This window comes from Sphingopyxis sp. (assembly GCF_050725655.1).
In the GTDB taxonomy this organism is placed as follows: domain Bacteria; phylum Pseudomonadota; class Alphaproteobacteria; order Sphingomonadales; family Sphingomonadaceae; genus Sphingopyxis.
The window spans coordinates 1-22,837 of the sequence record NZ_JBOHHT010000004.1; the positions used below are offsets into that span (position 1 = coordinate 1).

19 protein-coding genes and 1 pseudogene are annotated in these 22,837 nt (G+C 65.0%); 10 read left to right on the forward strand and 10 right to left on the reverse strand.

Going from position 1 to position 22,837, the window contains the following annotated elements; all coding sequences use genetic code 11:
• Both ACREBX_RS00350 and ACREBX_RS00355 read right to left on the reverse strand, forming a co-directional pair.
• Window positions 1-268, reverse strand: a 268-nt coding sequence (locus ACREBX_RS00350; RefSeq protein WP_431559830.1) for a hypothetical protein, incomplete at its 3' end; no start/stop codon positions are given.
• Window positions 269-372: 104 nt separating this feature from the next.
• A pseudogene (locus tag ACREBX_RS00355) lies at window positions 373-642 on the reverse strand (Arm DNA-binding domain-containing protein); the annotation flags it as partial.
• 219 nt (window positions 643-861) lie between these two features.
• Between ACREBX_RS00355 and ACREBX_RS00360 the strand changes: the two are divergent.
• Genes ACREBX_RS00360 through ACREBX_RS00370 form a run of 3 tightly spaced genes read left to right on the forward strand, consistent with a single transcriptional unit; the run spans window position 862 to window position 4,889 of the window.
• Window positions 862-2,058, forward strand: coding sequence for a CoA transferase (locus ACREBX_RS00360; RefSeq protein WP_431559766.1), 1,197 nt, complete (start codon window positions 862-864; stop codon window positions 2,056-2,058).
• An 18-nt stretch (window positions 2,059-2,076) separates the two neighbouring features.
• Window positions 2,077-3,291 (forward strand): acetyl-CoA C-acetyltransferase, encoded by a 1,215-nt coding sequence (locus ACREBX_RS00365; RefSeq protein WP_431559767.1) that lies wholly within the window; start codon window positions 2,077-2,079, stop codon window positions 3,289-3,291.
• A 2-nt stretch (window positions 3,292-3,293) separates the two neighbouring features.
• Window positions 3,294-4,889: an acyl-CoA dehydrogenase family protein gene (locus ACREBX_RS00370; protein WP_431559768.1), complete on the forward strand. Its 1,596-nt coding sequence runs from the start codon at window positions 3,294-3,296 to the stop codon at window positions 4,887-4,889.
• On the opposite strand, the gene ACREBX_RS00375 is transcribed toward ACREBX_RS00370, so the two are convergent.
• From ACREBX_RS00375 to ACREBX_RS00395, 5 genes are all read right to left on the reverse strand, one after another.
• On the reverse strand, window positions 4,886-6,046 hold the full coding sequence (locus ACREBX_RS00375; RefSeq protein ID WP_431559769.1) for an alginate lyase family protein: 1,161 nt from the start codon (window positions 6,044-6,046) through the stop codon (window positions 4,886-4,888). The two genes, ACREBX_RS00370 and ACREBX_RS00375, sit on opposite strands and share 4 nt — an antisense overlap.
• Before the next feature lie 10 nt (window positions 6,047-6,056).
• On the reverse strand, window positions 6,057-7,292 hold the full coding sequence (locus ACREBX_RS00380) for an alginate lyase family protein (protein WP_431559770.1): 1,236 nt from the start codon (window positions 7,290-7,292) through the stop codon (window positions 6,057-6,059).
• Window positions 7,289-10,231 carry a TonB-dependent receptor gene (locus ACREBX_RS00385; RefSeq protein WP_431559771.1) on the reverse strand — a complete coding sequence of 981 codons (2,943 nt, stop codon included), beginning with the start codon at window positions 10,229-10,231 and terminating at the stop codon, window positions 7,289-7,291. Before ACREBX_RS00385 ends, ACREBX_RS00380 begins: the two co-directional genes overlap by 4 nt.
• A 172-nt stretch (window positions 10,232-10,403) precedes the next feature.
• A complete protein-coding gene (locus ACREBX_RS00390) occupies window positions 10,404-11,555 on the reverse strand; it encodes a glycoside hydrolase family 88/105 protein (RefSeq protein ID WP_431559772.1) in 1,152 nt (383 codons plus the stop codon).
• The gene (locus ACREBX_RS00395) at window positions 11,546-13,990 is read right to left on the reverse strand and encodes a glycoside hydrolase family 3 protein (RefSeq protein ID WP_431559773.1); all 2,445 of its coding nucleotides are present in this window, start codon (window positions 13,988-13,990) and stop codon (window positions 11,546-11,548) included. The genes ACREBX_RS00390 and ACREBX_RS00395 overlap by 10 nt, the downstream gene beginning before the upstream one ends.
• Window positions 13,991-14,163: 173 nt before the next feature.
• Here ACREBX_RS00395 and manD point away from each other — a divergent pair, with 173 nt between their 5' ends.
• The 7 genes from manD (at window position 14,164) to ACREBX_RS00430 (ending at window position 19,035) form a co-directional block, all read left to right on the forward strand.
• Window positions 14,164-15,375 carry a D-mannonate dehydratase ManD gene (gene manD / locus ACREBX_RS00400; RefSeq protein WP_431559774.1) on the forward strand — a complete coding sequence of 404 codons (1,212 nt, stop codon included), beginning with the start codon at window positions 14,164-14,166 and terminating at the stop codon, window positions 15,373-15,375.
• The gene (locus tag ACREBX_RS00405; protein ID WP_431559775.1) at window positions 15,375-16,280 is read left to right on the forward strand and encodes a DUF4861 family protein; all 906 of its coding nucleotides are present in this window, start codon (window positions 15,375-15,377) and stop codon (window positions 16,278-16,280) included. The genes manD and ACREBX_RS00405 overlap by 1 nt, the downstream gene beginning before the upstream one ends.
• Before the next feature lie 33 nt (window positions 16,281-16,313).
• Window positions 16,314-17,018, forward strand: coding sequence for a FadR/GntR family transcriptional regulator (locus tag ACREBX_RS00410; protein WP_431559776.1), 705 nt, complete (start codon window positions 16,314-16,316; stop codon window positions 17,016-17,018).
• A gap of 116 nt (window positions 17,019-17,134) precedes the next feature.
• The gene (locus ACREBX_RS00415; RefSeq protein ID WP_431559827.1) at window positions 17,135-17,632 is read left to right on the forward strand and encodes a response regulator transcription factor; all 498 of its coding nucleotides are present in this window, start codon (window positions 17,135-17,137) and stop codon (window positions 17,630-17,632) included.
• A gap of 55 nt (window positions 17,633-17,687) precedes the next feature.
• Window positions 17,688-18,065, forward strand: a complete 378-nt coding sequence (locus tag ACREBX_RS00420) for a hypothetical protein (RefSeq protein WP_431559777.1) — start codon at window positions 17,688-17,690, stop codon at window positions 18,063-18,065.
• Window positions 18,066-18,105: 40 nt separating this feature from the next.
• A complete protein-coding gene (locus ACREBX_RS00425; RefSeq protein WP_431559828.1) occupies window positions 18,106-18,504 on the forward strand; it encodes a hypothetical protein in 399 nt (132 codons plus the stop codon).
• A 27-nt stretch (window positions 18,505-18,531) separates the two neighbouring features.
• On the forward strand, window positions 18,532-19,035 hold the full coding sequence (locus tag ACREBX_RS00430; protein WP_431559778.1) for a MarR family winged helix-turn-helix transcriptional regulator: 504 nt from the start codon (window positions 18,532-18,534) through the stop codon (window positions 19,033-19,035).
• A 58-nt stretch (window positions 19,036-19,093) separates the two neighbouring features.
• Here the strand turns inward: ACREBX_RS00430 and ACREBX_RS00435 are convergent, their stop codons facing one another.
• Genes ACREBX_RS00435 through ACREBX_RS00445 form a run of 3 tightly spaced genes read right to left on the reverse strand, consistent with a single transcriptional unit; the run spans window position 19,094 to window position 22,777 of the window.
• Window positions 19,094-19,840 (reverse strand): sigma-70 family RNA polymerase sigma factor, encoded by a 747-nt coding sequence (locus tag ACREBX_RS00435; RefSeq protein ID WP_431559779.1) that lies wholly within the window; start codon window positions 19,838-19,840, stop codon window positions 19,094-19,096.
• The gene (gene flhA, locus ACREBX_RS00440; protein ID WP_431559780.1) at window positions 19,830-21,953 is read right to left on the reverse strand and encodes a flagellar biosynthesis protein FlhA; all 2,124 of its coding nucleotides are present in this window, start codon (window positions 21,951-21,953) and stop codon (window positions 19,830-19,832) included. Before flhA ends, ACREBX_RS00435 begins: the two co-directional genes overlap by 11 nt.
• The gene (locus ACREBX_RS00445; RefSeq protein ID WP_431559781.1) at window positions 21,950-22,777 is read right to left on the reverse strand and encodes a transglycosylase SLT domain-containing protein; all 828 of its coding nucleotides are present in this window, start codon (window positions 22,775-22,777) and stop codon (window positions 21,950-21,952) included. Before ACREBX_RS00445 ends, flhA begins: the two co-directional genes overlap by 4 nt.
• Window positions 22,778-22,837 lie beyond the last annotated feature (60 nt).

Below are 22,837 nucleotides of genomic sequence, written 5' to 3' on the forward strand. Positions count from 1 at the left end.
CGGTCGCGATGATGAACAGCGCGCCCGCCGCACCCGTGGTGACGAGCACATCGTCGGCAGTCAGGCCCGCGCCATCGCGCGCGATCAGCGCCCGCAGCGATGTGCTGCCGCGATGCTCGGTATAGAGTAGCGTCAGGTCGGGCACGGTCAGCCCGAGATCGGACAGCTTGCGGTCCGAAATCGAACTTTCGGCCAGATTGTTGCGGATATTTCCGTACCCGAATTCCTCGGGGGATTCGACCTCGATCGGAAGTCTTGCGTAACGCATGCAAGGCGCAAAGCTCTTTGACCGTTATCAGCTTGCCTGTTGATCTGTCGCTCTTCGGCCGGATCGTCACCTTGAGCAACGCGTCCGAGTTGAATGCGCGCCTCGCGGCGCGCCATTTCGGGCGTCCATATACCATGCGAGCCGATCGTCATGCGCCGCGACCGTCCTTGGATGCGATACTGAATGATGTAGCTTCGTTTGCCGGAGGCGAATATCCGGATGCCAAAACCGGGCAATTCCTCGTCCCAGATGAAATAGTCCTTCGCCTCCGCGATAGCCGCCTCTACAAGGCGCTTTGTGATCCGGCCCATGAGCTTCAGCCTCTCCAAACCATCGTGCTTCCGCGAAAGCAGTGCGTAAGCAACAGGGGGCATGTTCTTGGTAGGGCCCAGGTTAGCACCGGCAGGATGGATTTTCACCTTTCCGGTGCAATATTAGTAGCTTATGGTAGAAATACAGGCTCTAGCGTTGAATTGCGTAGCCTGTTAGTACCCGCTCCGAAGGCAGAGGCCAGGGGTTCGAATCCTCTCGGGTGCGCCAGATCGCTTCAACCGGCGGTTCAGGCCGGGGATTTCGTGGGAGATGGGCGCCGGATGTACGACCTGCTGGCCGGCCTGTCGGTGATCGAAGCTTCGTCCTTTGTCGCCTCTCCGACCGCCGGGCTTTACTGCGCGCAAATGGGCGCCGAGGTGGTCCGCGTCGACCAGATCGGGGGCGGCCCCGACTTCCGTCGCTGGCCGGTGACCGACGCCAATGATTCGCTCTATTGGGAAAATCTGAACCGCGCCAAAAAGTCGGTCGCGCTCGACCTTGCGCGGCCCGAGGGGCGCGAACTTCTGCAGGCGCTGGTGCGCGCGACGGGGCAGTTCGTCACCAACTTTCCGGTGGGCGGCTTTTTGTCGCATGAAGTGCTGGCCGAAGGGCGGCCCGATCTGATCACCATACGCGTGATGGGCTGGGCCGACGGATCGCCCGCGCTCGACTATACGGTGAACAACAGCGTCGGTTATCCGATGCTGACGGGCGCCGGACCCGAGCCGGTCAATCATGTGCTGCCGGCGTGGGATCTGCTCACGGGTGCCTATGCCGCCTTTGCGCTGCTCGCGGCGATCCAGCGCCGCACCGTGACCGGCGAGGGCGGCGAGGTGCGTCTGCCGCTGTCCGATGTAGCAATCGGCACCGTCGCCAATCTCGGCGGGGTCGCCGAAATGCTTTATAACGGTGCGAACCGCCCGCGCCTCGGCAACGCCGTCTACGGCCTGTTCGGGCGCGACTTCGTCACCGCCGACGGCCAGCGGACGATGATTGTTGTCGTCACCCCGCGCCAATGGGCCAATCTGATCGCTGCGCTGGGGCTCGACGATGCGATCGCGGCGATCGAGGCGGCGCGCGGTGTGTCCTTCGCTACCGATGACGGGCTGCGTTTCACGCATCGCGATGCGCTCTATCCGCTGTTCGAGGCGGCCATTGCGAACCGCGATCACGCCGACCTCGCCGCCGCGTTCGACGCGGGCGGCATCGTCCATTCGCCCTACCGTACGATGCACGACGCGGTGCAGGACCCGGCGCTGGTCGGCGACAATCCGATCTTCGGGCAAGCCGACAATCCTAGCGGTTTCGTCTATCCCGCCGCGGGCGCCTTTGCGACATTGCCGCAGCAGGAACGCCAGCCGCCGCGCCCGGCGCCACGCAACGGGCAGCATAGCGAAGAAATATTGAGCGAGCGCCTGTCGCTTTCGAACGGCGAGATTGCGCGCCTGATCGATGCCGGTATCGTCGGTATCGCCTGACCATGGAGAAATGAAGAGATGACCCTGCGCCGCGCCGCCATTGTCGCCCCGATCCGCACCGCCGTCGGCAAATTCGGCGGCAGCCTGTCCTCGCTGACCGCGGGCGAATTGGGTGCGGTGATCCTGAAGGCACTGGTCGAGCGCACAAAGATCGATCCGTCGCGCGTCGACGATGTCGTGTTTTCGCAAGGCTATGGCAACGGCGAGGCACCGAGCATCGGCCGCTGGTCATGGCTCGCCGCGGGGCTGCCGCTCGAAGTGCCGGGCTACCAGCTCGACCGTCGCTGCGGGTCGGGGCTGCAGGCGGTGATCAACGCCGCGATGATGGTCCAGACGGGCATGTCCGACGTCGTCGTCGCGGGCGGGGTCGAATCGATGTCGAACGTCGAGCATTACAGCACCGACATCCGTAAAGGGGTTCGCGCCGGCAACCTCACGCTGCACGATCGGCTGACGCGCGGGCGGGTGATGTCGCAGCCGGTCGAGCGCTTCGGCGTCATTTCGGGGATGATCGAGACCGCTGAAAACCTGGCGAAGGACTATGACATCAGCCGCGAGGCGTGCGACGCCTATGCGGTGCGCAGCCACCAGCGCGCGGCGGCGGCATGGGCGAACGGGCTGTTCGATGACGAGCTGGTGCCGGTGTCGGTGAAGCAGAAAAAGGGCGACCCGGTGATCTTCGCGCACGACGAGGGTTACCGCGCCGACGCGACGCTGGACACGCTCGACAAGCTGCGCCCGCTCGAAGGCGGGGTCGTCACCGCGGGCAATGCGAGCCAGCAGAATGACGCCGCGGCGGCATGCCTTGTCGTCGCCGAGGACAAGCTCGACGAACTCGGGCTCGAACCGATCGCCTGGTATCACAGCTCGGCGGCGGCGGGCTGCGACCCCAGCCGGATGGGCATCGGGCCGGTGCCCGCGGTCGAGCGGCTGTTTGCGCGGAACGGACTCGGCTGGGGCGACATCGACCTCGTCGAACTCAACGAAGCCTTCGCGCCGCAGGTGCTCGCGGTGCTCAAGGGCTGGGGCTGGTCGGACGACGACAGCCGGGGCGAGATTCTGAACGTCAACGGGTCGGGCATCTCGCTCGGCCATCCGATCGGCGCGACCGGTGGCCGCATCCTCGCGAACCTCACGCGCGAACTGGTGCGCCGCGACGGCCGTTACGGGCTCGAGACAATGTGCATCGGCGGCGGGCAGGGCATCGCCGCGATCTTCGAGCGCGCCGCTTGAACATGGCCGATTTGCGGGAGGTGCTGGCGGCGGCCCAGGCATATCGCGCCGCGGCTGAGGCGGCGCTTGCCGAACGGCTGGCGCATGCGCCGATCGACCGCGAGCAGCGTGCGGCGCACGGCTTTGCGTGGGTCGCCACTACGGTAGCGGCGCTGGAGGCGGCGCTCATATGGTGCGAGTCCGGCCAGTACTCGAACCCCCTCGATGCGAGGATCGCCACACTCGCGTTCGCCGAGGGGATCGGCCAGCTCGTCGGCGGGTTGCCGATGGGACAGAACGAGATTTTCCGCCCGGCCGACCTTGGGCTTGGCGCGGCGGCGCGGGCGCTCTCCGATGCCTGCGCCGATCTGCTCGATGCCGATCATGCCGCGACGCGCGCCGACGTCGCGTCTGCGCTCGCCGATGGCCATTGGCCAAGCGAGACGTTGCACGATGCCGATCTCGATTCGATCCGCGACCAGTATCGCCGCTTTACCGATGCCGAGATCGTCCCGCACGCGCACGGATGGCACCTCGCGAACGACCTGATCGCCGATGCCACGGTGCAGGCGATGGCCGGACTCGGCACGTTCGGCGTGTGCATCCCCGAGGCGTTCGGCGGGCTTGGCCTTTCAAAGCTGGTGATGTGTATCGTCACCGAGGAATTGTCGCGCGGCTGGATCGGTGCGGGATCGCTCGGTACACGGTCGGAGATTGCGGGCGAGCTGATTGCGATGGGCGGCACCGACGCGCAAAAGGCCGAGTGGCTGCCACGGATTGCGAGCGGCGAGATACTGCCGACCGCGGTGTTCACCGAACCCGATGTCGGATCGGATTTGGGATCGCTCCAGACGCGTGCGCGTCAGAATGCCAACGGCGAGTGGGTGATCGACGGCGCCAAAAATTGGATCACCCACGCTGCGCGGTCGGACCTGATGACGTTGCTCGCGCGCACGCTTCCCGACGCGAAGGACTATGCGGGGCTATCGATGCTGCTCGTGCCTAAGCCGCGGGGGACCGAGACCGATCCCTTCCCCGCCCCAGGCATGAGCGGGAGCGAGATCAAGGTGCTCGGCTATCGCGGAATGCGCGAATATGCACTGCAGTTCGACGCGATGTCGGCGCCAGCCGGTGCGCTGCTCGGCGACGAAGAAGGGCAGGGGTTCAAGCAGCTCATGCGCACTTTCGAAGGCGCGCGCATCCAGACCGCGGCGCGAGCGGTCGGGGTGGCGCGGCGCGCGCTCGAACTCGGGCTTGACTACGCGCTGAACCGTAAGCAGTTCGGCAAGGCGATCGTCCACTTCCCGCGCGTCGCCGACAAGCTGGCGATGAGCCTCGTGGATTTCGTTACCGCGCGCGAGCTGAGCTATGCGGCGGCGCGCGCGAAAGACAGCGGCAAGCGCTGCGATATCGAGGCCGGCATGGCGAAACTGCTCGCCGCGCGCGCGGCCTGGTCGAACGCCGACGCGAGCCTGCAGATCCACGGCGGCAACGGCTATGCGCTCGAATATGAGATCAGCCGGGTTTTGTGCGACGCGCGCATCCTCAATATCTTCGAAGGGGCGGCCGAAATTCAGGCGCAGGTGATCGCGCGCGGGCTGGTCGGGGGCCGCAACTAGAGCCAGAGCAAGGGCTGGCGCACGGGGAAGTTGCGTACGACTTCGCCGATCGCGGGGTCGGGATTGAGGCGCTGCCAGAGGTCCAGCCAGTCGCTGCGTTTCTGCGCCATGCCGCCGAAAAGCAGGCTCGGCTGGCGCACCGGAAAGCCGTCCCAATATTCGATGTCGGGGGGCAGCGGCCATTTCGCTTTGTCGGCGATATAGGGCGCCATCCACGCGATCGCGCCGCCGATCGAACGGCCGTCGGGCGTCTTCCAGTCGATCAGTTCGCCGCCCCCAAGCAGCCACGCCGAGGCGGCAAGCACGTCGAGGTTGAAGAGCGAATAGGCATAGGGTTTGGTGCGCGCGAGTTCGAGCGGCTGGCGGCCATCGGGTTCGATCTGCGTCGGGATGATCACGGTTTGGAGCCGGGTGCGGGCATCGACAAGGACGTCGTCGCGGCCGAGCAGCGCTGCAAAGGACGCCGCTTGCAGCAGCCAGCAGGTGCCATGGTTGTTCTTCTCGTCGCGTTCGGTGGTGCCGAAGGGTGAGGTGGTCAGCCAGGTCAGATAGTCGGCGAACCAGCCATCGACCCCCGCGCGGATCACGGCATAGCCCGGCGCATCGTGCCGCGCGAACAATGCGGCGACGCGTGCGACCTCGACGATCTGCAGCGTGTCGATCACGCCGATCGCGCGGCCGCTGTTCAGGCCGATGATCGCCTGCGCGTGGCTGAGATTGGGGTTCATCCGCGTCTTCGGATCGACAAACCAGGCGGCAAGGTGGCGCATAGCGGCGCCCGCAAAGCGCGCCTCGCCGGTGAGGTCCCACAGCGTTCCAAGCGCGGGGACGGTGCGGCCAAAGGCGATCAGCGCATCGCGGTGGCCGTCGAATTTGTCGGGGTTCGAGCGGCCGTCGCGGCGCACATAGGAACCCCCGGGGTTCGCCGGGTCGGGCCACCAATAATCGCCTTCTGAATAATAGTCGTGGCGGCCCGCCGGACTGCGCGGCGCGGGGATCGCGGCGAGGGTGCGCGGCGGCGCGGCGAGCAGCATTTTGGCCTGTGGAAGAAGCCGGCGGCGCTCGATCGCGCGGATGTCGAGTGCCTTCGGCGGCTTCGCCCATGCGGCCGGGGCGGCCAGCAAGGCGGCGATCAGCAGGGAGCGGCGCGCGATCATCGTCCGATCCTTAGGGGATACGATAGCGCAGCAACAGGTCGCCGCTTGCGTTGTGCGGATAAGCGCCGGGTCCCCAGGCGCTGTCGGCGCGCACGAGCAGTTCGCCCAGCGTGTCGGCGGGCCAGCCCTGCTCCTTATACCGCCAATCGGCGGCGCGGCCGCGATAGGCGGCGACATAATCTGTCGCCTTGCGGAGCGAGCGGCCCTCTTCCTCGGCGCGATAGAGGTCGACGCCAAGGCACGCCGCGCTGTCGGCGACGGTGCAGGCGGCGGCCAGCGCATAGAGCGAATAATGGAAGCTGCGCGTGCGGCCGAGTTCCGCGGGGAGCGCACCCGATGCGTCGATCTGCTGCGCGATCCGCGCTTTGGGGAAGGCCGCGACGATCTTTCGCGCGATCTCGGCCTTGCGCGCAAACAGCGCGAAGCGCGCGACCTGCGCGTCGTACCACAGACCGTGGTTGTTCGACGCCTTGCCCTCGGCCTTGCCGTTCGGGCTCTTCAGCATCCAGTTGAGGTAGCGCGAAAACCAGCCTTCGAGTGCGGTCGTCTCGGGCGGCGTCAATGCGCCCGACGGCGCGACCAGGCCCACGGCGTCGATCACCGCAATGAAGTTTGCGCCGTCGAGCACGCCTTCGGGGCGGCCGTTCGACACGCCCGGCACCGCCTGCGCAAAGTTCATGTTCGGATTCATTGCCGTCGCCGGGTCGAGGAACCAGGTGCGGATGACACGCGCGGCGCCTTCGGCATATTTGCGATCGTCGCTGTAATAATAAGCGAGCGCGAGCGTGTCGGCCTCGCGCGCCATGCGGCTTAAGGCCAAGCGGTCGAAGCGGTTGCTTTCGATATCGGGATTGGTGTCGCCGTCGCGCCGCACATAGGCGCCCTTCGGATTGGCGGGGTTCGGCCACCAATAGCGCGCGAGGCTGACATAATCGTGGCGGTCGCCCGACACGGGGATGCTGCGCTTGTCCATCACCGACGCGGGCTTAGCCGCGAGCACCTTGTCGGCGCGCGCGATCAGCTCGCGGTAGGCGTCGCCGATCGCCGGATCGGTGGGCAGCGCCGCCTTGATCGCTTCGAGATCGTCGGGGCGCAGGGTGAAGGTACGGCGACCGTCGAACGATGCCGAATAACCCTCGCTCGCGCCGCAGGCGGGCGCCGGGGAAAAAGCCGCCGCCGCGGACGGAAGTAACGCGGCGGCGGCCAGTATAGCCCAAGGGAGTCGGGCTAAAGTCGCTGGCTTCACAGGCGGACCCGGAAACCGAAGAAATATTGCGGGCCGCTGCGCGACACCTCGGCGATGCTGTCGTATCCGCCCTTGTACATGATATCCTGTGTGTTCGTGACGTTGAGCGCCTGGAGCTTGAGCTGGACGTTCTTGGTGAGGTCGTACTGCGCCGACAGGTTGAGATAGGTGCCGCCGCGGATCTCGCGGTTGGTGCCGCCGTTCGGCTTGTAATAGCCCGAGCGGTAGCGGAGGTTCGCGCGGAGCGAGAGGCCCCATTTCTCGAACCACACCGATCCGCTCGCGGTCCATTTCGACAACCCGATCAGGTTCGCGGGATCGACATAGTCGGCGATCGGCGAGGTGTCGGGATATTCGAAATTGGCGAAGGCGCGGTTGACCGAGCCCTGGATGCCGAAACCGTCGAGCGGGTCGGGAAGCCAGGTGAAAGCATGGCTCGCGGTCGCCTCGATCCCATAGAGATGACGCGTTTCAGCGTCGTTCGTCGGGGCCACCGGAGCGATGGTGACGGTTTCGGTCACCGGTACGCCGCCATCGCGGATCGTCGTGATGGTAACGTCGGTGGGAATCGGCTCCTCGGCGCTGATCACGGTGCCTTTCGCCCATTTATAATAGCCCGCGACCGAGATCAGCGTGTCCTGCGAGGCGTAAAGCTCGAGGCTGGCGTCGAGGTTCCACGCGCGCAGCGGCTTGAGGTTCGGGTTGCCCGTCGTCGCGTTGAAGATGATGTTGTCGACCCCCGTGGCCGCGGTCGTCGGGTTGAGGCTCACCCCCGCGCCAAAGCTTTCGATCCCCGAGCGCGCGATGGCGCGATAGGCGGCGAGACGCAGCTTGACCTCTTGCGACAGGTCGAAGGCGATGTTCGCCGATGGCAGGAAATAATTATAGCTGCCTTTCACGCGGTTCGTTTCGAGCGGGCGGGTCGGGTCGACGCCGATCGAATAGGTGTCGCCGATCGAATCGACGGTGATGCGATAGGGCTGGCGGAAACCGATCGACATAATGTCGGTCTTGATCCAGCGCAGCCCGACATTGCCGCTGAACGGCACGTTGCCCGCTTCGGATTCGAAATTCGCCATCGCATAGGCGGCGTAGATGCGTTCGGTGACGTCGATGTCGCTGGGGTCGCGGCCGTCCTCGGGATAGGGCAGTGCATCGTCGCTGCCCGTGAAAGTCCGGAACAGGCAGTCGTTGTCGAACGTCGCCCAACGTGTGACATTTGTCCCCATGCCCTTCATATAGGAGGAGGTGGTGAAGGGGACGCGGCACTGCTGGTTCGCTTGCGTAATCAGCTGCGCCGGCGTCTGGCCGTTGATGGTGGCCAGGGTATTGAGGTCGTTGTTGCGCGCATTGTCGTTGGTGCGATTGTGGTCGGAGACCCGGCCACCGAATTTCACGCTGGTGATGATGCCGTCGAGCTCGCGTTCGATGTCGAGCCGCGCGGCCCAGATCCGGTCGGTGCGGTCGGTGACGAAGCGACGCCGGGCATAGACCGAGTTGGCCGCGTTCGCGAGGAACAGATTGGGGTCGGTGATGTCGAAATTGTCGAACGCAACCACCGGCACGACGTCGTCGCCCTCATAGGTCAGCGTATAGCCGACGCGGCGCGACGAGCGCATGCGCGTCTGCTTCTGCGTCTCGGTCCGGTGGCTGTTCGAATAGGAGGCATCGAAGGCGACGTTCCAGCGGTCGGGCGACCAGATCAGACTCAAGCCGCCGCCGAGATATTCTTCGACGCGCCGCCGCGTTTCGAGCTGGTTTTCGAGGTTCGAATTGCCGCGATAGCTCATCAGCGCGCCAGACGAAAAGCCGTTGCTGCCGTTGCCGATGATCAGCGGCTGGACGCCGCGCAACCCTTCGGTGATGCCAAGGACGTTGCGGTCCTCGAGGCTGTTGCGCTTCGAATATTGGCCGTCGAGCGCGATTTCGAAATCGGGCGACGGGCGCCACTGGATCGCGCCGATCAGCCCGTCGCGAACCTCGGACGTCGTCTGGGTGCGGAAGCTGCGCGACGTATTGGCGAAATAGGCAGGGCCACGCGTTTCGCCGACTACCACGGGAGGCGCGCCCGCGCTCGGCGCAACCGAGCGCGGGCCGGTCGCGAAGGTACAGTTCTGGCTGGCGCCCGCCGCAATCTGCGCCGCGGCGCTACCGGTCAGCTGAAAGGGATTGTTCGCCGAGGTGTTGCAGAGCTGGAACGTCGCGTTGGCGTTGTAATAATCCTCGGGCGCGGTCGTGTCTTGCCGCTGGTAACCGATCGACACGCCGATATCGCCGAGCCCGGTTTCGAACTGGTCGGTGTAGGAGAAGTTCGCACGATAGCCGAGCCCGTCGTGCTGATAGACGTCATTGTCCTGCGGCTGGAAATCGCCGCGCACTTCGAACTGGATGCGGCGCTTGCCATAATCGAGCGGTTTCATCGACTTGAGTTCGATCACCCCGCCGACGCCGCCCTCGAGGAAGTCGGCGCGCTGGGTTTTATAGACGAGCACACCGTTGACGAGTTCGGACGGGAATTGCTGGAAGGCGACCGAACGGTCGAGGCCGGCGGTCGACACCTCGCGCCCGTTGAAGGTCGAGAAGCTCAAGGTCGGACCAAGGCCGCGCACCGACAGCTCATTGGCGTTGCCCTTGAAGCGGTCGGCCGAGACGCCGACGATGCGTTCGAGCGTGTCGCCGACCGAATTGTCGGGGGTCGCGCCGATTTCGTCGCTGACGAGGCCGTCGACGACGACGTCGGCGGCGCGCTTGAATTCGATCGAGCTGCGCTGCGTCGCGCGGGTGCCGGTGACGAGGATTTCGTCACCGCCATCGACCACCGCCGCCTGTTCGCTCTCGATTTCGGCGGGGGCTTCCTGTGCCCACGCGGGGGTGGCAGCAACGAGTGTCGCCGACGCGAGCAGCGCCGCGCGGGTCATCATGACCGGACGTAGTTTCATTATTCCCTCTCCCTGTTTCGCCGGTCTCGATGCCGACGATCCATATTTGCTACCGGTGTCATTTTTCGACAAAAAAATTGATACCGGTGTCAGTGCAAAATGTAATACAACTCATACTGCGAAGTCAATCGCCCTGCGCATTGGTCGGAAAAACCGGCTTTGCCCTCGAATTTCAGGGCTTCCGGCGCTTCAACGACAGGTCGTACATGGCCGTGCCGGCGAGCAGGAACGCGCCCGAGCCATAGAATTGCGTCTCCTCTGCCGCGACGCTGTCGGGCCGGTCGCCGACCTGCTGCACCCAGCCAAGCATGCCGTCGGGCTGCACCGCACCTTGCAACGCTGCCCAGCCGCGGACGGCTGCCGGTTCGTAGACCTTGCGGTCGAGCAGGCCGTTGTCGACGCCCCACGCAAAGGCATAGGTGAAGAAGGCGGTGCCGCTCGATTCGGGTGGGGTGCCCGAATCCTGGTCGAGCAGCGAGGCGGGCCAATAGCCGTCGGCCTTTTGCAGCGTGACGAGCTTCGCCGACATATCCTTGAACAATTTCTCGTAGATGGGCCGCTTCGGATCCTTCTTGTCCATCACCTGCAGCATCCGCACGAGGCCGCCCATCACCCAGCCGTTGCCGCGGCTCCAGAACAGCTTGCGCCCCTTGGCGTCGCGCATGTCGAAAAAGCGGCTGTCGCGGAAATAGAGATTTTCCGATGGGTCGAAGAGATAGTCGGTCGTCGCCTTGAATTCCTCGTGCGCGAAATCGGCATAGCGCTTGTCGCCGGTCGCCTTCGACAGCCGCAGCAAGGTTGGCGGCGCCATGAACAAAGCGTCGCACCAGCACCAGCGGTCGGTGCATTTCGACGTGCCCTTGCCCGGCGCGACGGGAATGAATTCGAGGCTGATCGTCGGGCGATTAGCGAGGACATTGTCGAAATAGGCTTTCGTCGGCACGATCACGCCCTTGCCCGCACCATTGCGCGCCGCCCACAACCACGTCTGCCCGATCAGCTGGTCGTCGGCGTGATAGGCGAGGTCGCCGAGCTGCCATTTCTCGGCGCGGCCGAGGTCGAGCAGGGGCTGCGCATATTTTTTGTCGCGGCTCGCCAGCTCGGTCAGCGCGACCCAGAAGGTCGCCTGTTGCCAGTCGTGCACTTCCTGCACGCTCTTGCGCGCGGCGGGCATCGTCGCCCAGTTGGTGCGGTTCGCGAGCTGCCAGTCGGCGACGCGGCGCGTCTGCGCGAGGATAGCCGCGGGTTGCGGCATCGTCGGTTCGGCGGGCGCTACCGCGGCGGCGGGGGCGGTCATCATCAGGGCAAAGAGGCTCAGCGGCATGACGTTTCCCTTACGGGCGTGAGGGCGATCGAAGTGAGGGTGAGCCGCATCGGCGCGCTCGATGACAGCGCGAAGGGCGCGGTGACATGGTCGAGCTGCGCACCGGCAAGGCAGGCGAGCGGGATCGTGAGCGTCTGCCAGCCCTGACCCGCGATCACGGCGAGGCGCGGGCCGATGTCGAGCCGCGCGGTGCAACTGGAGCCGCAGCGCAGTTCGAGCATCGCGGGTGCGGCCGGCGCCTGATCGACTTCAAGGTCGAGCGCGAGCGGCCCCGCGCCCGACAGGTCGGCGGCGCGCGCGTTGGCGACGATCAACGTCCCGCGCGCCTTGCCCGACCAGCTGATTTCGCGTGCATCCTCCTGCGCGTCGCGGTCGACGGGACGCACCGCGATCGCGCCATTGTCGGCGGCGCCGCTGATCGCTTGCGGACTGTCGTTCGCGCCGTCGATCTGCAGCTGGCGTGTGCCCACAGCGCGCCCGCGCGCGAAGATCGGGCCGGCACGCGGCTGTTCGACTACGATCCCCGGGTCTTCGGAAAGCGGTGGGGCGGGCGAGCGGTCGGCCAGCGTCAGGCCGAAACCGAAGCGGTAGAGCGGCTTGTATTCGGCATCGCCAATATTGAGCGGCGCGCCCTTGGCGTCGGCGGGCCAGGAGAAGGGCAGCTTGCCCTTGAAGTCGACCTTGCCGAACAGTACGTCAGCGACCCCGCCGCCTTCGGACCCCGGCAGCCAGGCGGCGACGAAAGCGTCAGCGGCGTTGATGTGGCGATTGACCCACAGCGGACGGCCCGAAAGGAAGACCGCGACCACCGGAATGCCAGCAGCGGTCAGCCGCTTCATGATGTCGAGACTGCCGCGCGTATCGTCGAAATAAAGGTCGGCGCGATCGCCCTGGAATTCGGCATAGGGGTCTTCGCCGAACACAACGATCGCCGCGTCGGGTTTGGCCGCGAAACGCCCTTCGGCCGAAAGCTCTGCCGTGCCGCCACCGGCCTTCACCGCGTCGCGCACGCCCGCGAAGATCGAGGTGGCACCGGGGAAATGTTCGGGCCTGGTGCCCGTTCCTTGCCAGGTCAGCGTCCAGCCGCCCGATTGCTTCGCGACATTGTCGGCGCCGTCGCCCGCGACGAGAATGTGCGCACCGGCCCTGAGCGGCAGCACGCCATCATTTTTGAACAGGACGAGCGATTCGCGCACCGCGGCTCGCGCAACCGCGCGATGCTCGGGCGCGCCGAGCAATTCATAGCGGCCGGCATAAGGTCGCGTCGACGGCTTGCCCGCCTCGAACAGGCCGGCGCGCAGCTTGACGCGCAAGATGCGGCGTACCGCATCGTTGAGTCGTGCCATCGGCAGCGTGCCCGACCGCGCCGCAGCGAGCGTCGAGGCATAGAGACCCTTCCAACTCGCCGGTCCCATATACATGTCGAGCCCCGCGGCGATCGACGCCGGGCAGTCGATGGGCGAGCAGCCCGGCACCTTCGCATGCCCGTCCCAGTCGCCGACGACGAGCCCGTCGAATCCCCAGCGCCGCTTGAGCACGCCGGTGAGCAGGCTGGCGTTGCCGTGCATCTTGACGTCATTCCATCCCGAAAAGCTCGCCATCACGCTTTGCACATCGGCCTGGAGCGCGGCGACATAGGCGGGCGCATGAACACGGATCAGCTCGGCTTCGGAAATCTTGGCCTCGCCGCGGTCGCGGCCGCCGGCCGTCCCCCCGTCGGCGAGAAAATGTTTGGCGGTGGCGATGATATGCGGGCCCTTGAGCCAGTCCGTGTCGCCGCGGCGACCCTGGATGCCGTGGACGAGCGCGGCGGCATAGCCCGTCGCGATCGCCGGGTCCTCGCCAAAGCTTTCATAGGTCCGCCCCCAACGGTCGTCGTGCGCGACCGCGATCGTCGGCGCGAAGGTCCAGTCGAGCCCGGTGACGCGCATCTCGATCGCGGTAACCTGTCCGATCCGTTCCATCAGCGCGGGGTTCCGCGCTGCGCCGAGGCCGATATTGTGCGGAAACAGCGTCGCGCCGACGATATTATTATGGCCGTGGACCGCGTCCGACCCCCATATCACCGGGATGCGCGGCAGGTCGCCGTTCGCGCGCATCGACGCGTCATAATAGGCGTCGGCCGCCGCGACCCAAGCCGAGGCCGGGCCGAATTCGTCGCCCCCGGGCGACGAGCTGCCGCCGTTGAGGATCGAGCCGAGGTGATATTGCGCGACATCGCCGGGGGTCGTGCTGCCGATATCGCCCTGGATGATCTGGCCGACCTTCTGTTCGAGCGACATCGCCGCGATTAGCGCATCGATTCGCGTCTCGATCGCCGGGGCGACGACGGGAGCGGTCAATGCGGGCCACATATCGGGATGCGCCGTGCCCGCCGTGTCGGCGGCAACAGATGCCGGGCCCGAAAACAGCATAGCCGCGGACAGGCTTGCCACGGCCAAGGCGCGCCAGGCGCTTCGCATCACTTCACCCTCTCCCCTGTGAGCCGGCTCCCTATATGAACCGCTCCGGCTTTTCGCTTTGACACCGGTGACATATGTCTTTCCTTTTGGATCGAGTGTCAATAAGGTTGTCACACAACTAGCCCATACGGCGATGAGGGGATGGAATGCCGAAGATCGTGTCAGCCCGGGTGATATTGACCGCACCGGGCCGCAATTTCACGACGCTCAAGATCGAGTGCGACGACGGGACGACCGGCGTCGGCGATGCGACGCTCAATGGCCGCGAGCTCGCCGTCGCGGCCTATCTGTCGGAGCATGTCGTCCCCTGTTTGATCGGGCGCGACGCGCACCGCATCGAGGATATCTGGCAATATCTTTATAAGGGCGCGTATTGGCGGCGCGGCCCGGTGACGATGGCGGCGATCGCCGCGGTCGACATGGCGCTGTGGGATATCAAGGGCAAGATCGCAGGGCTGCCGGTCTATCAGCTGCTCGGCGGCGCCGCGCGCGAGGGTTGCATGGTCTATGGCCATGCCAATGGCGCGACGATCGAGGACACGATCGAAGCGGCGCTCGATTACCAGCGGCAGGGGTATAAGGCGATCCGCCTGCAATGCGGCGTGCCCGGAATGGCGTCGACCTATGGCGTCAGCAAGGACCGCTATTTCTACGAACCCGCCGACAATGACCTGCCGACCGAGAATGTCTGGTCGACGGCGAAATATATGCGCATCGTCCCCGAATTGTTCACGGCGGCGCGCGAAGCGCTGGGCTGGGACGTTCACCTGCTTCACGACGTCCATCACCGGCTGACCCCGATCGAGGCGGCGCGGCTTGGCAAGGATCTCGAGCCCTGGCGCCCCTTCTGGATCGAGGACGCGACCCCGGCCGAGGATCAGGAGGCGTTCCGCCTGATCCGCCAGCATACGACAACCCCGCTCGCGGTCGGCGAAATCTTCTCATCGATCTGGGATTGCAAGGCGCTGATCGAGAACCGGCTGATCGACTATATCCGCGCGACCGTGCTCCACGCTGGCGGCATCACCCATATGCGGCAAATCGCTTCGCTCGCTGATCTCCACCAAATCCGCACCGGCTGCCACGGCGCGACCGACCTGTCGCCGGTGACGATGGCGGCGGCGCTGCACCTTGGGCTTTCGATCCCCAATTTCGGGATCCAGGAATATATGCGCCACACCGTCGAGACCGACGCGGTCTTCCCGCACGCCTATCGTTTCGCCGACGGCATGCTCCATCCGGGCGATGCGCCCGGCCTCGGCGTCGATATCGACGAGGCGCTTGCCGAAACATTCCCCTATGCCCGCGCGTATCTGCCGGTAAACCGGCTCGAGGACGGGACGATTTGGAGTTGGTGATGCGTTTGACCTTCCTCGCACTTGCGTTGCTCGCCGCGCCGGCAGGCGCGCAGGAGCACAAACCGTTCCAGCCCGCCACGGCGGAGGAGAAAAAAGCGCGCGCGGCGGTGGTGATCGCCGATTATCGCTTCGACGACCTGCTCTGGGAAAACGACCGGATCGCGCAACGCATCTATGGCCGCGCGCTCGAGGCGGCCGAGCCGCCCTCCTCGTCGGGGATCGACGCGTGGGGCAAGCGCGTGCGCTGGCCCTTCATGGACCGCCAACTGCGCACCGGCGACCAGCATGCCGACCATGGCGACGGGATCGACTTCTACAATGTCGGGACGGGGCGCGGCACCGGCGGGCTCGGTATCTGGCACGACAACAAGCTGTGGACCTCGCGCAACTATGTACGGCCGCGCATCCTGCAATCCGGCCCCGATGTCGCCGACTTCACCGTCGATTACGAGCCTTGGCCGGTCGATACGCTGCGCACCGTGCGCGAGACGCGCCGCTTCACACTGCCTGCGGGCACGAATTTCACCCGGATGACCTCGACCATCGCGTCGAGCAGCGATGCTGAATTGATTGTCGGCATCGGCATTTCGAAACGGCCGATAAACGGGAACAAGCTGGGCGAGGTTCGTAAGGATGATGCCGCCGCTCGGCTGAGCTGGTGGGGGCCGGCCGATGGCGAAGGCGATGGCAGCAAGGGACGCATGGCGGCGGCGGTGATTGTCGATCCGGCCGCCTTTGCGGGCTTTGCCGAGGATACCGACAATTATCTGATTCTGGTGCGCGTCCGGCCGGGGCAGCCCTTTGTCTACTACGGCGGCGCGGCGTGGGATCGTGGCAGCGACTTTGCGGCGCAGGGCGACTGGAATAGCTATGTCGACGCGCAGCGACCCGATTTCCGGCCCTAGCCAGTTTAGCGGCGCGATGATAACGCAGCATCCATGGCGGTAACCAAGGCGGCGTCGCTGGCGGACGATCTGGTCCAGCGCTTCGAGGAACAGATCGAAACGGGCGGAATGCCCGTCGGATCGCGTTTCCCGACCGAAAAAGAGATCACAGAGACGTTCGGCGTCAGCCGCACCGTCGTGCGCGAAGCTTATTCGCGCCTCGCCGCGCGTGGTCTGCTGGTGTCACGGCGCGGGTCGGGCGCCTATGTTCCCGACGGCGCGCAATATCGCGCGTTCCAGGTCACTGCCGAGGAAATCGGCGAGATCGACGATGTGCTCAAACTGCTCGAAATGCGCGTGGGGTTCGAGGCCGAGATGGCCGACCTGGCCGCGCGGCGCCGTACCGATAAGGATCTCGCCGCGCTACGCCGCACGCTCGACGCGATGGAGGAAAGCAGTGACGTCGACGCCTCGGTCGCCGCCGATGCCGCCTTTCATGCGGCGATCGCAAGCGCGACGGGCAACCCCTATTTCCTGCGCTTCACCCAGTTTCTCGGCGTGCGTCTCGTCCCGTCGCGGCGCCTCTATCTGCAGGGCGACGATCCGGTCCAGCATCAACGCTATGCGCATACGATCAACCGCGACCATGAGGCGATCGTCGTCGCGATCGAGGCGGGCGATCCGGTTGCCGCACGCCGCGCCGCGCGCCGACATATCGAAAAATCGATCCTGCGTTATCGCACGCTCAAGGAGAGTTGATAGCCGCCTGCCCGATATTGCGCGTTAATGATTGGTGCGATACGCCCGCCCAAACCATGCCCCATAAGGGGCCACGCACGAAATTAGCTGTTAGCTGACCTTGATTTCGACTCGTGATGCTCTATTCCAGCCCCGTGCAAGGCGACCCCGACAATTACATAAGCCTGCTGTCTGCCGCGCAGATTGAAACGCTGCGGCACGTTTACGAGCACAAAAATTCCAAGCAGATTGCGCGGCTGATGAACGTCTCTCCGCACACCGTCGACGAACGCGTGCGCCGCGTATTAAAGAAACTTAATGTTTCTAACAGGATAGAGGCTGCGCGCATCCTTGCTGTTAACGGTGTCTTCGATCATGTTACCCCTTATCAGCCTTTGACATATCAATTGATCGACCTTGGCGAGGTATCTCCGCCCCCCGATGCGGATGTGGGGCGCAGTTCGTTTCGGCGATTTTTCGATATAGGTTCGCCATTTCCTACCGCGTCCCAGCCGGCCAACCGGCATGGGTTGATGGAAAGGATAATCTGGCCGATTTTGATCGCATTTGCGACAATATTGGCCTTCTCCGCCCTCTATTCGATCCTTGTCGGACTTGGTCGTGTTCTGACCTGATGTTCGAACGAATGCTGCGGGGGGGAACCGGTAGCATTCTTTTTCAAGGAAAAAGATGATGCTGAATCAACGAGTTTCTGCGGCGAAGAAGATCGCTTCCGACCTGCACCTGGCCGAAGACGCCATCGACGAAGCGATGATCCGCATCGCCCAGCTCGCCGCGACGCTGCCCACCGCGCGCCGCGAAACCAACATGTCGGCGATCGTCGGCCAGGAAGCGATGGCGAAGGTCGCGCATGCGCTCGCTGCCGCCGGCGACGTTCGCCAGCTTCTGACCGATGCGCATCTGGCGCTGACCGTGACGCAGAAGGAAGTCGGCCTCGGAACGCGGATGTTCGGCGCGGGTGTCAAGCCCGCCGCCGCGAAGCTGGTCGACGAAGGCAGCAACGATCGTTCGGGCGCCGGCGCGCCGACGTTCGCGAAGGCCGGTTGAACCGCAAGAAAGGTTGACAGCCACAATGTGGTCCGTGGCGATGTATTATGTTGTCTTGCTCATCACGGTGGCCGTCGCGATCCGACGCGGCGGGCCACTGGAACGTTGGGCGGCTTATACAGCATTGATCGCCTCGGTCCTCACCAGTGCCCTGACGCCTTTTCCGACCTGGACCGATATTGAACTGAATATCTTCATCATAGACATGTTCGTTCTGCTGAGCTTCTGGTTCATTGCCATGCGCACGCAGAGTTTCTGGCCCTACTGGATTACCGGATGGCAGCTGATCGCCATTTTCGGCCATATCCAGAAGTACATGTTCTCGGAGATATTGGCGCGACCCTATTCGCTCCTCTCAGTCTATATATCGTACCCGATCCTGTTGCTGATCATCTATGCATCGGGGTCATCCAGCCGGCGGGAAAACGTTACGGCCTGATATGTGGCTCCCCAGGGGCGTCGTCACATGCAGCAATTTTCGAATCAAGAAATTGCCGAGCTGAAATCGCGGGTCGACCAGATCCATGAACTGCTGGCGAGTCGCGGCGAGGAATCGCCGGATGCGTCGCTGCGCACCATCGGCACGGCGCGCAGCGATACGTCGTCGAACGGCGAGTTGCTCGACCAACTGTCGTTCAGCATCCAGGTCCGGCGCATCCGCCGCAGCCATTTCGGCACCGCCGAAATGTCGGGTCCGACCTGGGACATGATGCTCGATCTGATGCTCGCGGGCGCACACGGCCGCGTGCTCAGTGCCAGCGATCTTGCGACCGGGGCGGGCGTTCCGCTGTCGTCGGGGCTGCGCATGATCGCGGCGCTCGAACGGCTCGGGCTGTTGCACCGCTCGATCGACGAGCGCGACCGGCGCCGCACGATCGTCCGGCTGACCGATATCGGGACCGAGCGCATGGCTACCTATTTCGAGAAGATCGGCGCCGCCTGGCAGGGTGGGCAGACGCTGGCAGCCTGATTTCCCTCGATCGGGTGCGGGGGCGACTGGTCGCGCGCACCGTACCCGGTCACCCCATTTACTCGGTCATTTCCTTCATCATGCGATCGACCTTGATCATCGCCTCGCGCTTGATCTGGCAAATGCGCGCGGCGCTGACGTCAAGGGTCAGGCCGATTTCGTGCAGGTTGAGCTCTTCGAAGAAATAGAGCTGGAGCACCATCTGCTCGCGCTGCGACAGGCGGCCGACGCACTGGCGCAGCGCGCCCATCAGATCCTCCTGTTCGCACCGTTCGTCGGCGCCGGCGTCGCCATCGGCGGCAAGGAAGGCGCCGATGTCGGTCAATTCGTCGAGCGAGGTAGACCGGCCATGCGTCGCATTGCGTTCGAGCGCGAAATAATCCTCCGCCGACATGTCGAAAGCGACCGCCATTTCGGCCGTTGTCGGCGCACGCATCAACTGCTGTTCGAGCGCCGCTCGCATCGCGTGGATGCGCTTCGCCGCGACCATCGCCGAACGGCCGACATCGGCCTCGCGGCGCAGCTGGTCGATCATCGCGCCGCGAATGCGCGTCGTCGCATAGGTGGCAAAGGCGAAACCGCGCTCTTCATAATTGCGGCTCGCCTCGATCAGCGCGATCAGCCCGGTCTGGATCAGGTCGTCGAGCTCGCTCGTCCGCGACACGCGTGAAAACACCTGCCACGCGATCTTGCGGACCAGCGGCGAATATTCCTGGACCAGCGCCTCGACGCTTTCACCGTAGCCGCGTGCGCGCGGCGCGCGGCCGGCGGTCCCGGCAAATTGCTCGGCGGCCTCAATTCTCATGCGATTGGTCCTCCATGTGGGCCTCGGGCCCGGACGCGAGGCGGGGCACTTCGGCGCCGATCGTCGCGACGATTTCGGTCTGCTTGGTCGCCGGGATCTCGAGGTAGGAGATGACGGCGACGTCGGGGAAAGTGGCGCGCACCAGCCGCGAAAGGGCGGAACGGCAAATCGGCGAGGCGACGAGCGCGAAGCTGCGCGTCTGCAAGAGCAACGGTTCGACCGCCTGGCCGACCTGTTCGATGATCGTCATCGCCATGCCATGCTCGAACGGCCATTCGGCGGCGGGGTTGGCGCGCACCGCCTGGTTGAGCAACACCTCGACCTCGGGGCTGAAGGTGACGACGGGCAGCGGCATCCGGCTCGGCACGATCGTCTGGACGATCAGCGCGCCGATGCGCTGGCGCACCGCTTCGATCAGGTCGATCTCGCCGAGCTGCTGCGGCGACAGCGCCACCATCGCCTCGGCGATCTTGCGGAAATCGCGCAGCGGCACGCGCTCGATGAGCAAGGATTTGCACAGGCTCGCGACGCGCGGCAGCGAATAGCCCTGCGGCGAGAGATTTTGCGCGAGCTGCGGATAATGGGTCTTGAGATTCTCGATCAGCGCCTGCGCATCGTCGATGCCGAACAGCTCGGCGGCGGCGCCGACGATGCTGTTGTTGAGGTGCGTCGCGACGACGGTTGCCGGATCGACGACGGTATAGCCCGCAGCGATCGCGTCATTCTGCATCGCCTTCGGAATCCACAATGCGTCGAGGCCGAAGGTCGGGTCCTTGCACGGGCGGCCGATGACCTTGGTGACGAGGTCGCCCGAATCGAGTGCGAGCATTTCGTGGGGGAAGACCTCGTCCTCGCCGACGATCACCCCGGCGACCGAGATGCGATAGACGTTGCCGGGAAGCGACAGGTCGTCGCTGACTTTCACCGGCGGCACGACGAAGCCGAGTTCTTTCGACAATTGGCGGCGGATGCCGGTGATGCGGGTCATCAGCGGCGAACCCTTGCGTTCGTCGACGAGGGTGACGAGGGCATAGCCGATCTCGAGCTGGCATGCGCTCGCGTCGCTGACGTCGGCCCATTCGATAAGCGACGGGTCGGGCGCGGGCGCGGCGGGCTCGGGCAGGTCGGCGACCGCGGCGGCGCTGCGACGCAGCTGCCAGCCCATACCGAAGGACAAAGCCGCGGCGGGCAGGATCAGCATCTGCGGCATCGACGGGACCAGCCCCAGGATGAACAGGATGGCGCCGACAGCCATCCAGACCGATGGCGCGGCGAACTGGCTGCTGATCTGGCCGCTGAGGTCGAACGGCGACGCGACGCGGGTGACGATTGCGGCAGCGGCGATCGAGAGCAGCAGTGCCGGGATCTGCGCAACCAGTGCGTCGCCGATCGCGAGCGTGACATAATTGCTGCCGGCTTCCGAAAAGCTGAGGCCGTGACTGAAAATGCCGAGGATCAGCCCGCCAACGATGTTGACGAACAGGATCAGCAGGCCCGCGATCGCGTCGCCCTTCACGAATTTCGAGGCGCCGTCCATCGAGCCGTAGAAATCGGCCTCGGTCGCGACTTCGACGCGGCGTGCCTTCGCTTCTTCGGGGCTGAGCAGCCCGGCGTTGAGATCGGCGTCGATTGCCATCTGCTTGCCCGGCAGGGCGTCGAGGGTGAAGCGCGCCGACACTTCGGACACGCGCCCTGCACCCTTGGTGATGACGACCATGTTGATGATCATCAGGACGAAGAAGACGAACAGGCCGACGACATAATCGCCGCCGATCAGCACCTGTCCGAACGCTTCGATGACATGGCCTGCGGCGGCGGTGCCTTCGTGCCCGTGGACCAGCACGACGCGCGTCGAGGCGACGTTGAGCGCCAGCCGGAACAAGGTCGCAAGGAGCAGGACGGTCGGGAAGGACGAAAAGTCGAGCGGCTTTGCGGCCGACAGCGCGACCATCAGGATCGCGAGGCTGATCATGATATTGGCGACAAAACTGATGTCGAGGATCAACGGCGAGACCGGGATCACCATCAACCCGACGAGGATCAGCATCCCGACGGGCAGCGCCGCGGCGCCTGCCATACGTCCGATGTTGCCCAGGCTGAAATCGGCGGTCATGCCGCGCCTCCCGAAAGCGACGCGAGCCGCCGATAGGCATCGGCGGCAAAGCCCATCGAGAGTGTCTTGGGCATAGGTTGAATATCCATCATCTGTAATGGCGGGCGCCCGCCGCCTGCGCTGCCCAGGCCGCTCGAACTGCTCGCCTGCGCGTGCCAGCCCGAAGGGGCGAAGGGCTTCATATTTTCGATCTTGCCGCCGTCCTCGAGCTTCACGCGAAAGCGTTCGCGGATCTCGGCGAGGCTGCGCATGCTTCCGTCGGGGGCGTAGAAGACCGAACGGTTCGCGGCCGCGGCCTCGGGCATCATCGATGCGCCGGGCTGGTCAGGATTGGTTTCGAGCGCCGTCAGGAATTTGGCGGCGCCGCCACTCCCGAGGAAATGCGCGAGATAGAGGTCGACGGGCTCGGCGCTGCGGCCGATCCGGCTTTCGATATAGTCGCGGTTGTCGCCTGTCAGCGCGGCGGCCATGTTCGAAGAGGCCGTGGGGTCGTCGCGCAGATCCAAAATCTGCTGGCGGACCACGGGATCGGCGACCGTCAGCCGCCCCGACGCGTCGCGGCCGATGGCGTCGGCGGCCCAGGCGAGGCCGTGGTTCGCGCCATGGCGGTCGAGCGTCGCGAGCCAGGTTTGCTTGGTGAACTGATACAGCCCGCGCGCCGACGAAGTCGCCGCTTTGGCGGTCGGATTATAGCCGCTTTCGACGCGCGCGACGTCGACCAGATAATCGAAATCGATCCCCGAGCGCGCCGACGCATTCTGCACCGCATCCATCACGGGAGCGGCGATGCGGGTCGAACCCTGGGGATTGTTAATTGCGTTCATGGCTGTTGGTTCCGCTTGTTCAGCAGACCAAAAGCAATCATCGTGCCATTTCGCAGAAAC

What these genes read in the sequence shown, in the direction of transcription:
- ACREBX_RS00360 (WP_431559766.1), top strand. Translation starts at nt 862, where the DNA reads ATGTACGACCTGCTGGCCGGCCTGTCGGTGATCGAAGCTTCGTCCTTT.
- ACREBX_RS00425 (WP_431559828.1), top strand. Translation starts at nt 18,106, where the DNA reads ATGTATTATGTTGTCTTGCTCATCACGGTGGCCGTCGCGATCCGACGC.
- ACREBX_RS00430 (WP_431559778.1), top strand. Translation starts at nt 18,532, where the DNA reads ATGCAGCAATTTTCGAATCAAGAAATTGCCGAGCTGAAATCGCGGGTC.
- ACREBX_RS00415 (WP_431559827.1), top strand. Translation starts at nt 17,135, where the DNA reads ATGCTCTATTCCAGCCCCGTGCAAGGCGACCCCGACAATTACATAAGC.
- ACREBX_RS00385 (WP_431559771.1), bottom strand. Translation starts at nt 10,231, where the DNA reads ATGAAACTACGTCCGGTCATGATGACCCGCGCGGCGCTGCTCGCGTCG.
- ACREBX_RS00390 (WP_431559772.1), bottom strand. Translation starts at nt 11,555, where the DNA reads ATGCCGCTGAGCCTCTTTGCCCTGATGATGACCGCCCCCGCCGCCGCG.
- ACREBX_RS00405 (WP_431559775.1), top strand. Translation starts at nt 15,375, where the DNA reads ATGCGTTTGACCTTCCTCGCACTTGCGTTGCTCGCCGCGCCGGCAGGC.
- ACREBX_RS00445 (WP_431559781.1), bottom strand. Translation starts at nt 22,777, where the DNA reads ATGAACGCAATTAACAATCCCCAGGGTTCGACCCGCATCGCCGCTCCC.
- ACREBX_RS00420 (WP_431559777.1), top strand. Translation starts at nt 17,688, where the DNA reads ATGATGCTGAATCAACGAGTTTCTGCGGCGAAGAAGATCGCTTCCGAC.
- ACREBX_RS00375 (WP_431559769.1), bottom strand. Translation starts at nt 6,046, where the DNA reads ATGATCGCGCGCCGCTCCCTGCTGATCGCCGCCTTGCTGGCCGCCCCG.
- ACREBX_RS00435 (WP_431559779.1), bottom strand. Translation starts at nt 19,840, where the DNA reads ATGAGAATTGAGGCCGCCGAGCAATTTGCCGGGACCGCCGGCCGCGCG.
- flhA (WP_431559780.1), bottom strand. Translation starts at nt 21,953, where the DNA reads ATGACCGCCGATTTCAGCCTGGGCAACATCGGACGTATGGCAGGCGCC.
- ACREBX_RS00370 (WP_431559768.1), top strand. Translation starts at nt 3,294, where the DNA reads ATGGCCGATTTGCGGGAGGTGCTGGCGGCGGCCCAGGCATATCGCGCC.
- manD (WP_431559774.1), top strand. Translation starts at nt 14,164, where the DNA reads ATGCCGAAGATCGTGTCAGCCCGGGTGATATTGACCGCACCGGGCCGC.
- ACREBX_RS00410 (WP_431559776.1), top strand. Translation starts at nt 16,314, where the DNA reads ATGGCGGTAACCAAGGCGGCGTCGCTGGCGGACGATCTGGTCCAGCGC.
- ACREBX_RS00365 (WP_431559767.1), top strand. Translation starts at nt 2,077, where the DNA reads ATGACCCTGCGCCGCGCCGCCATTGTCGCCCCGATCCGCACCGCCGTC.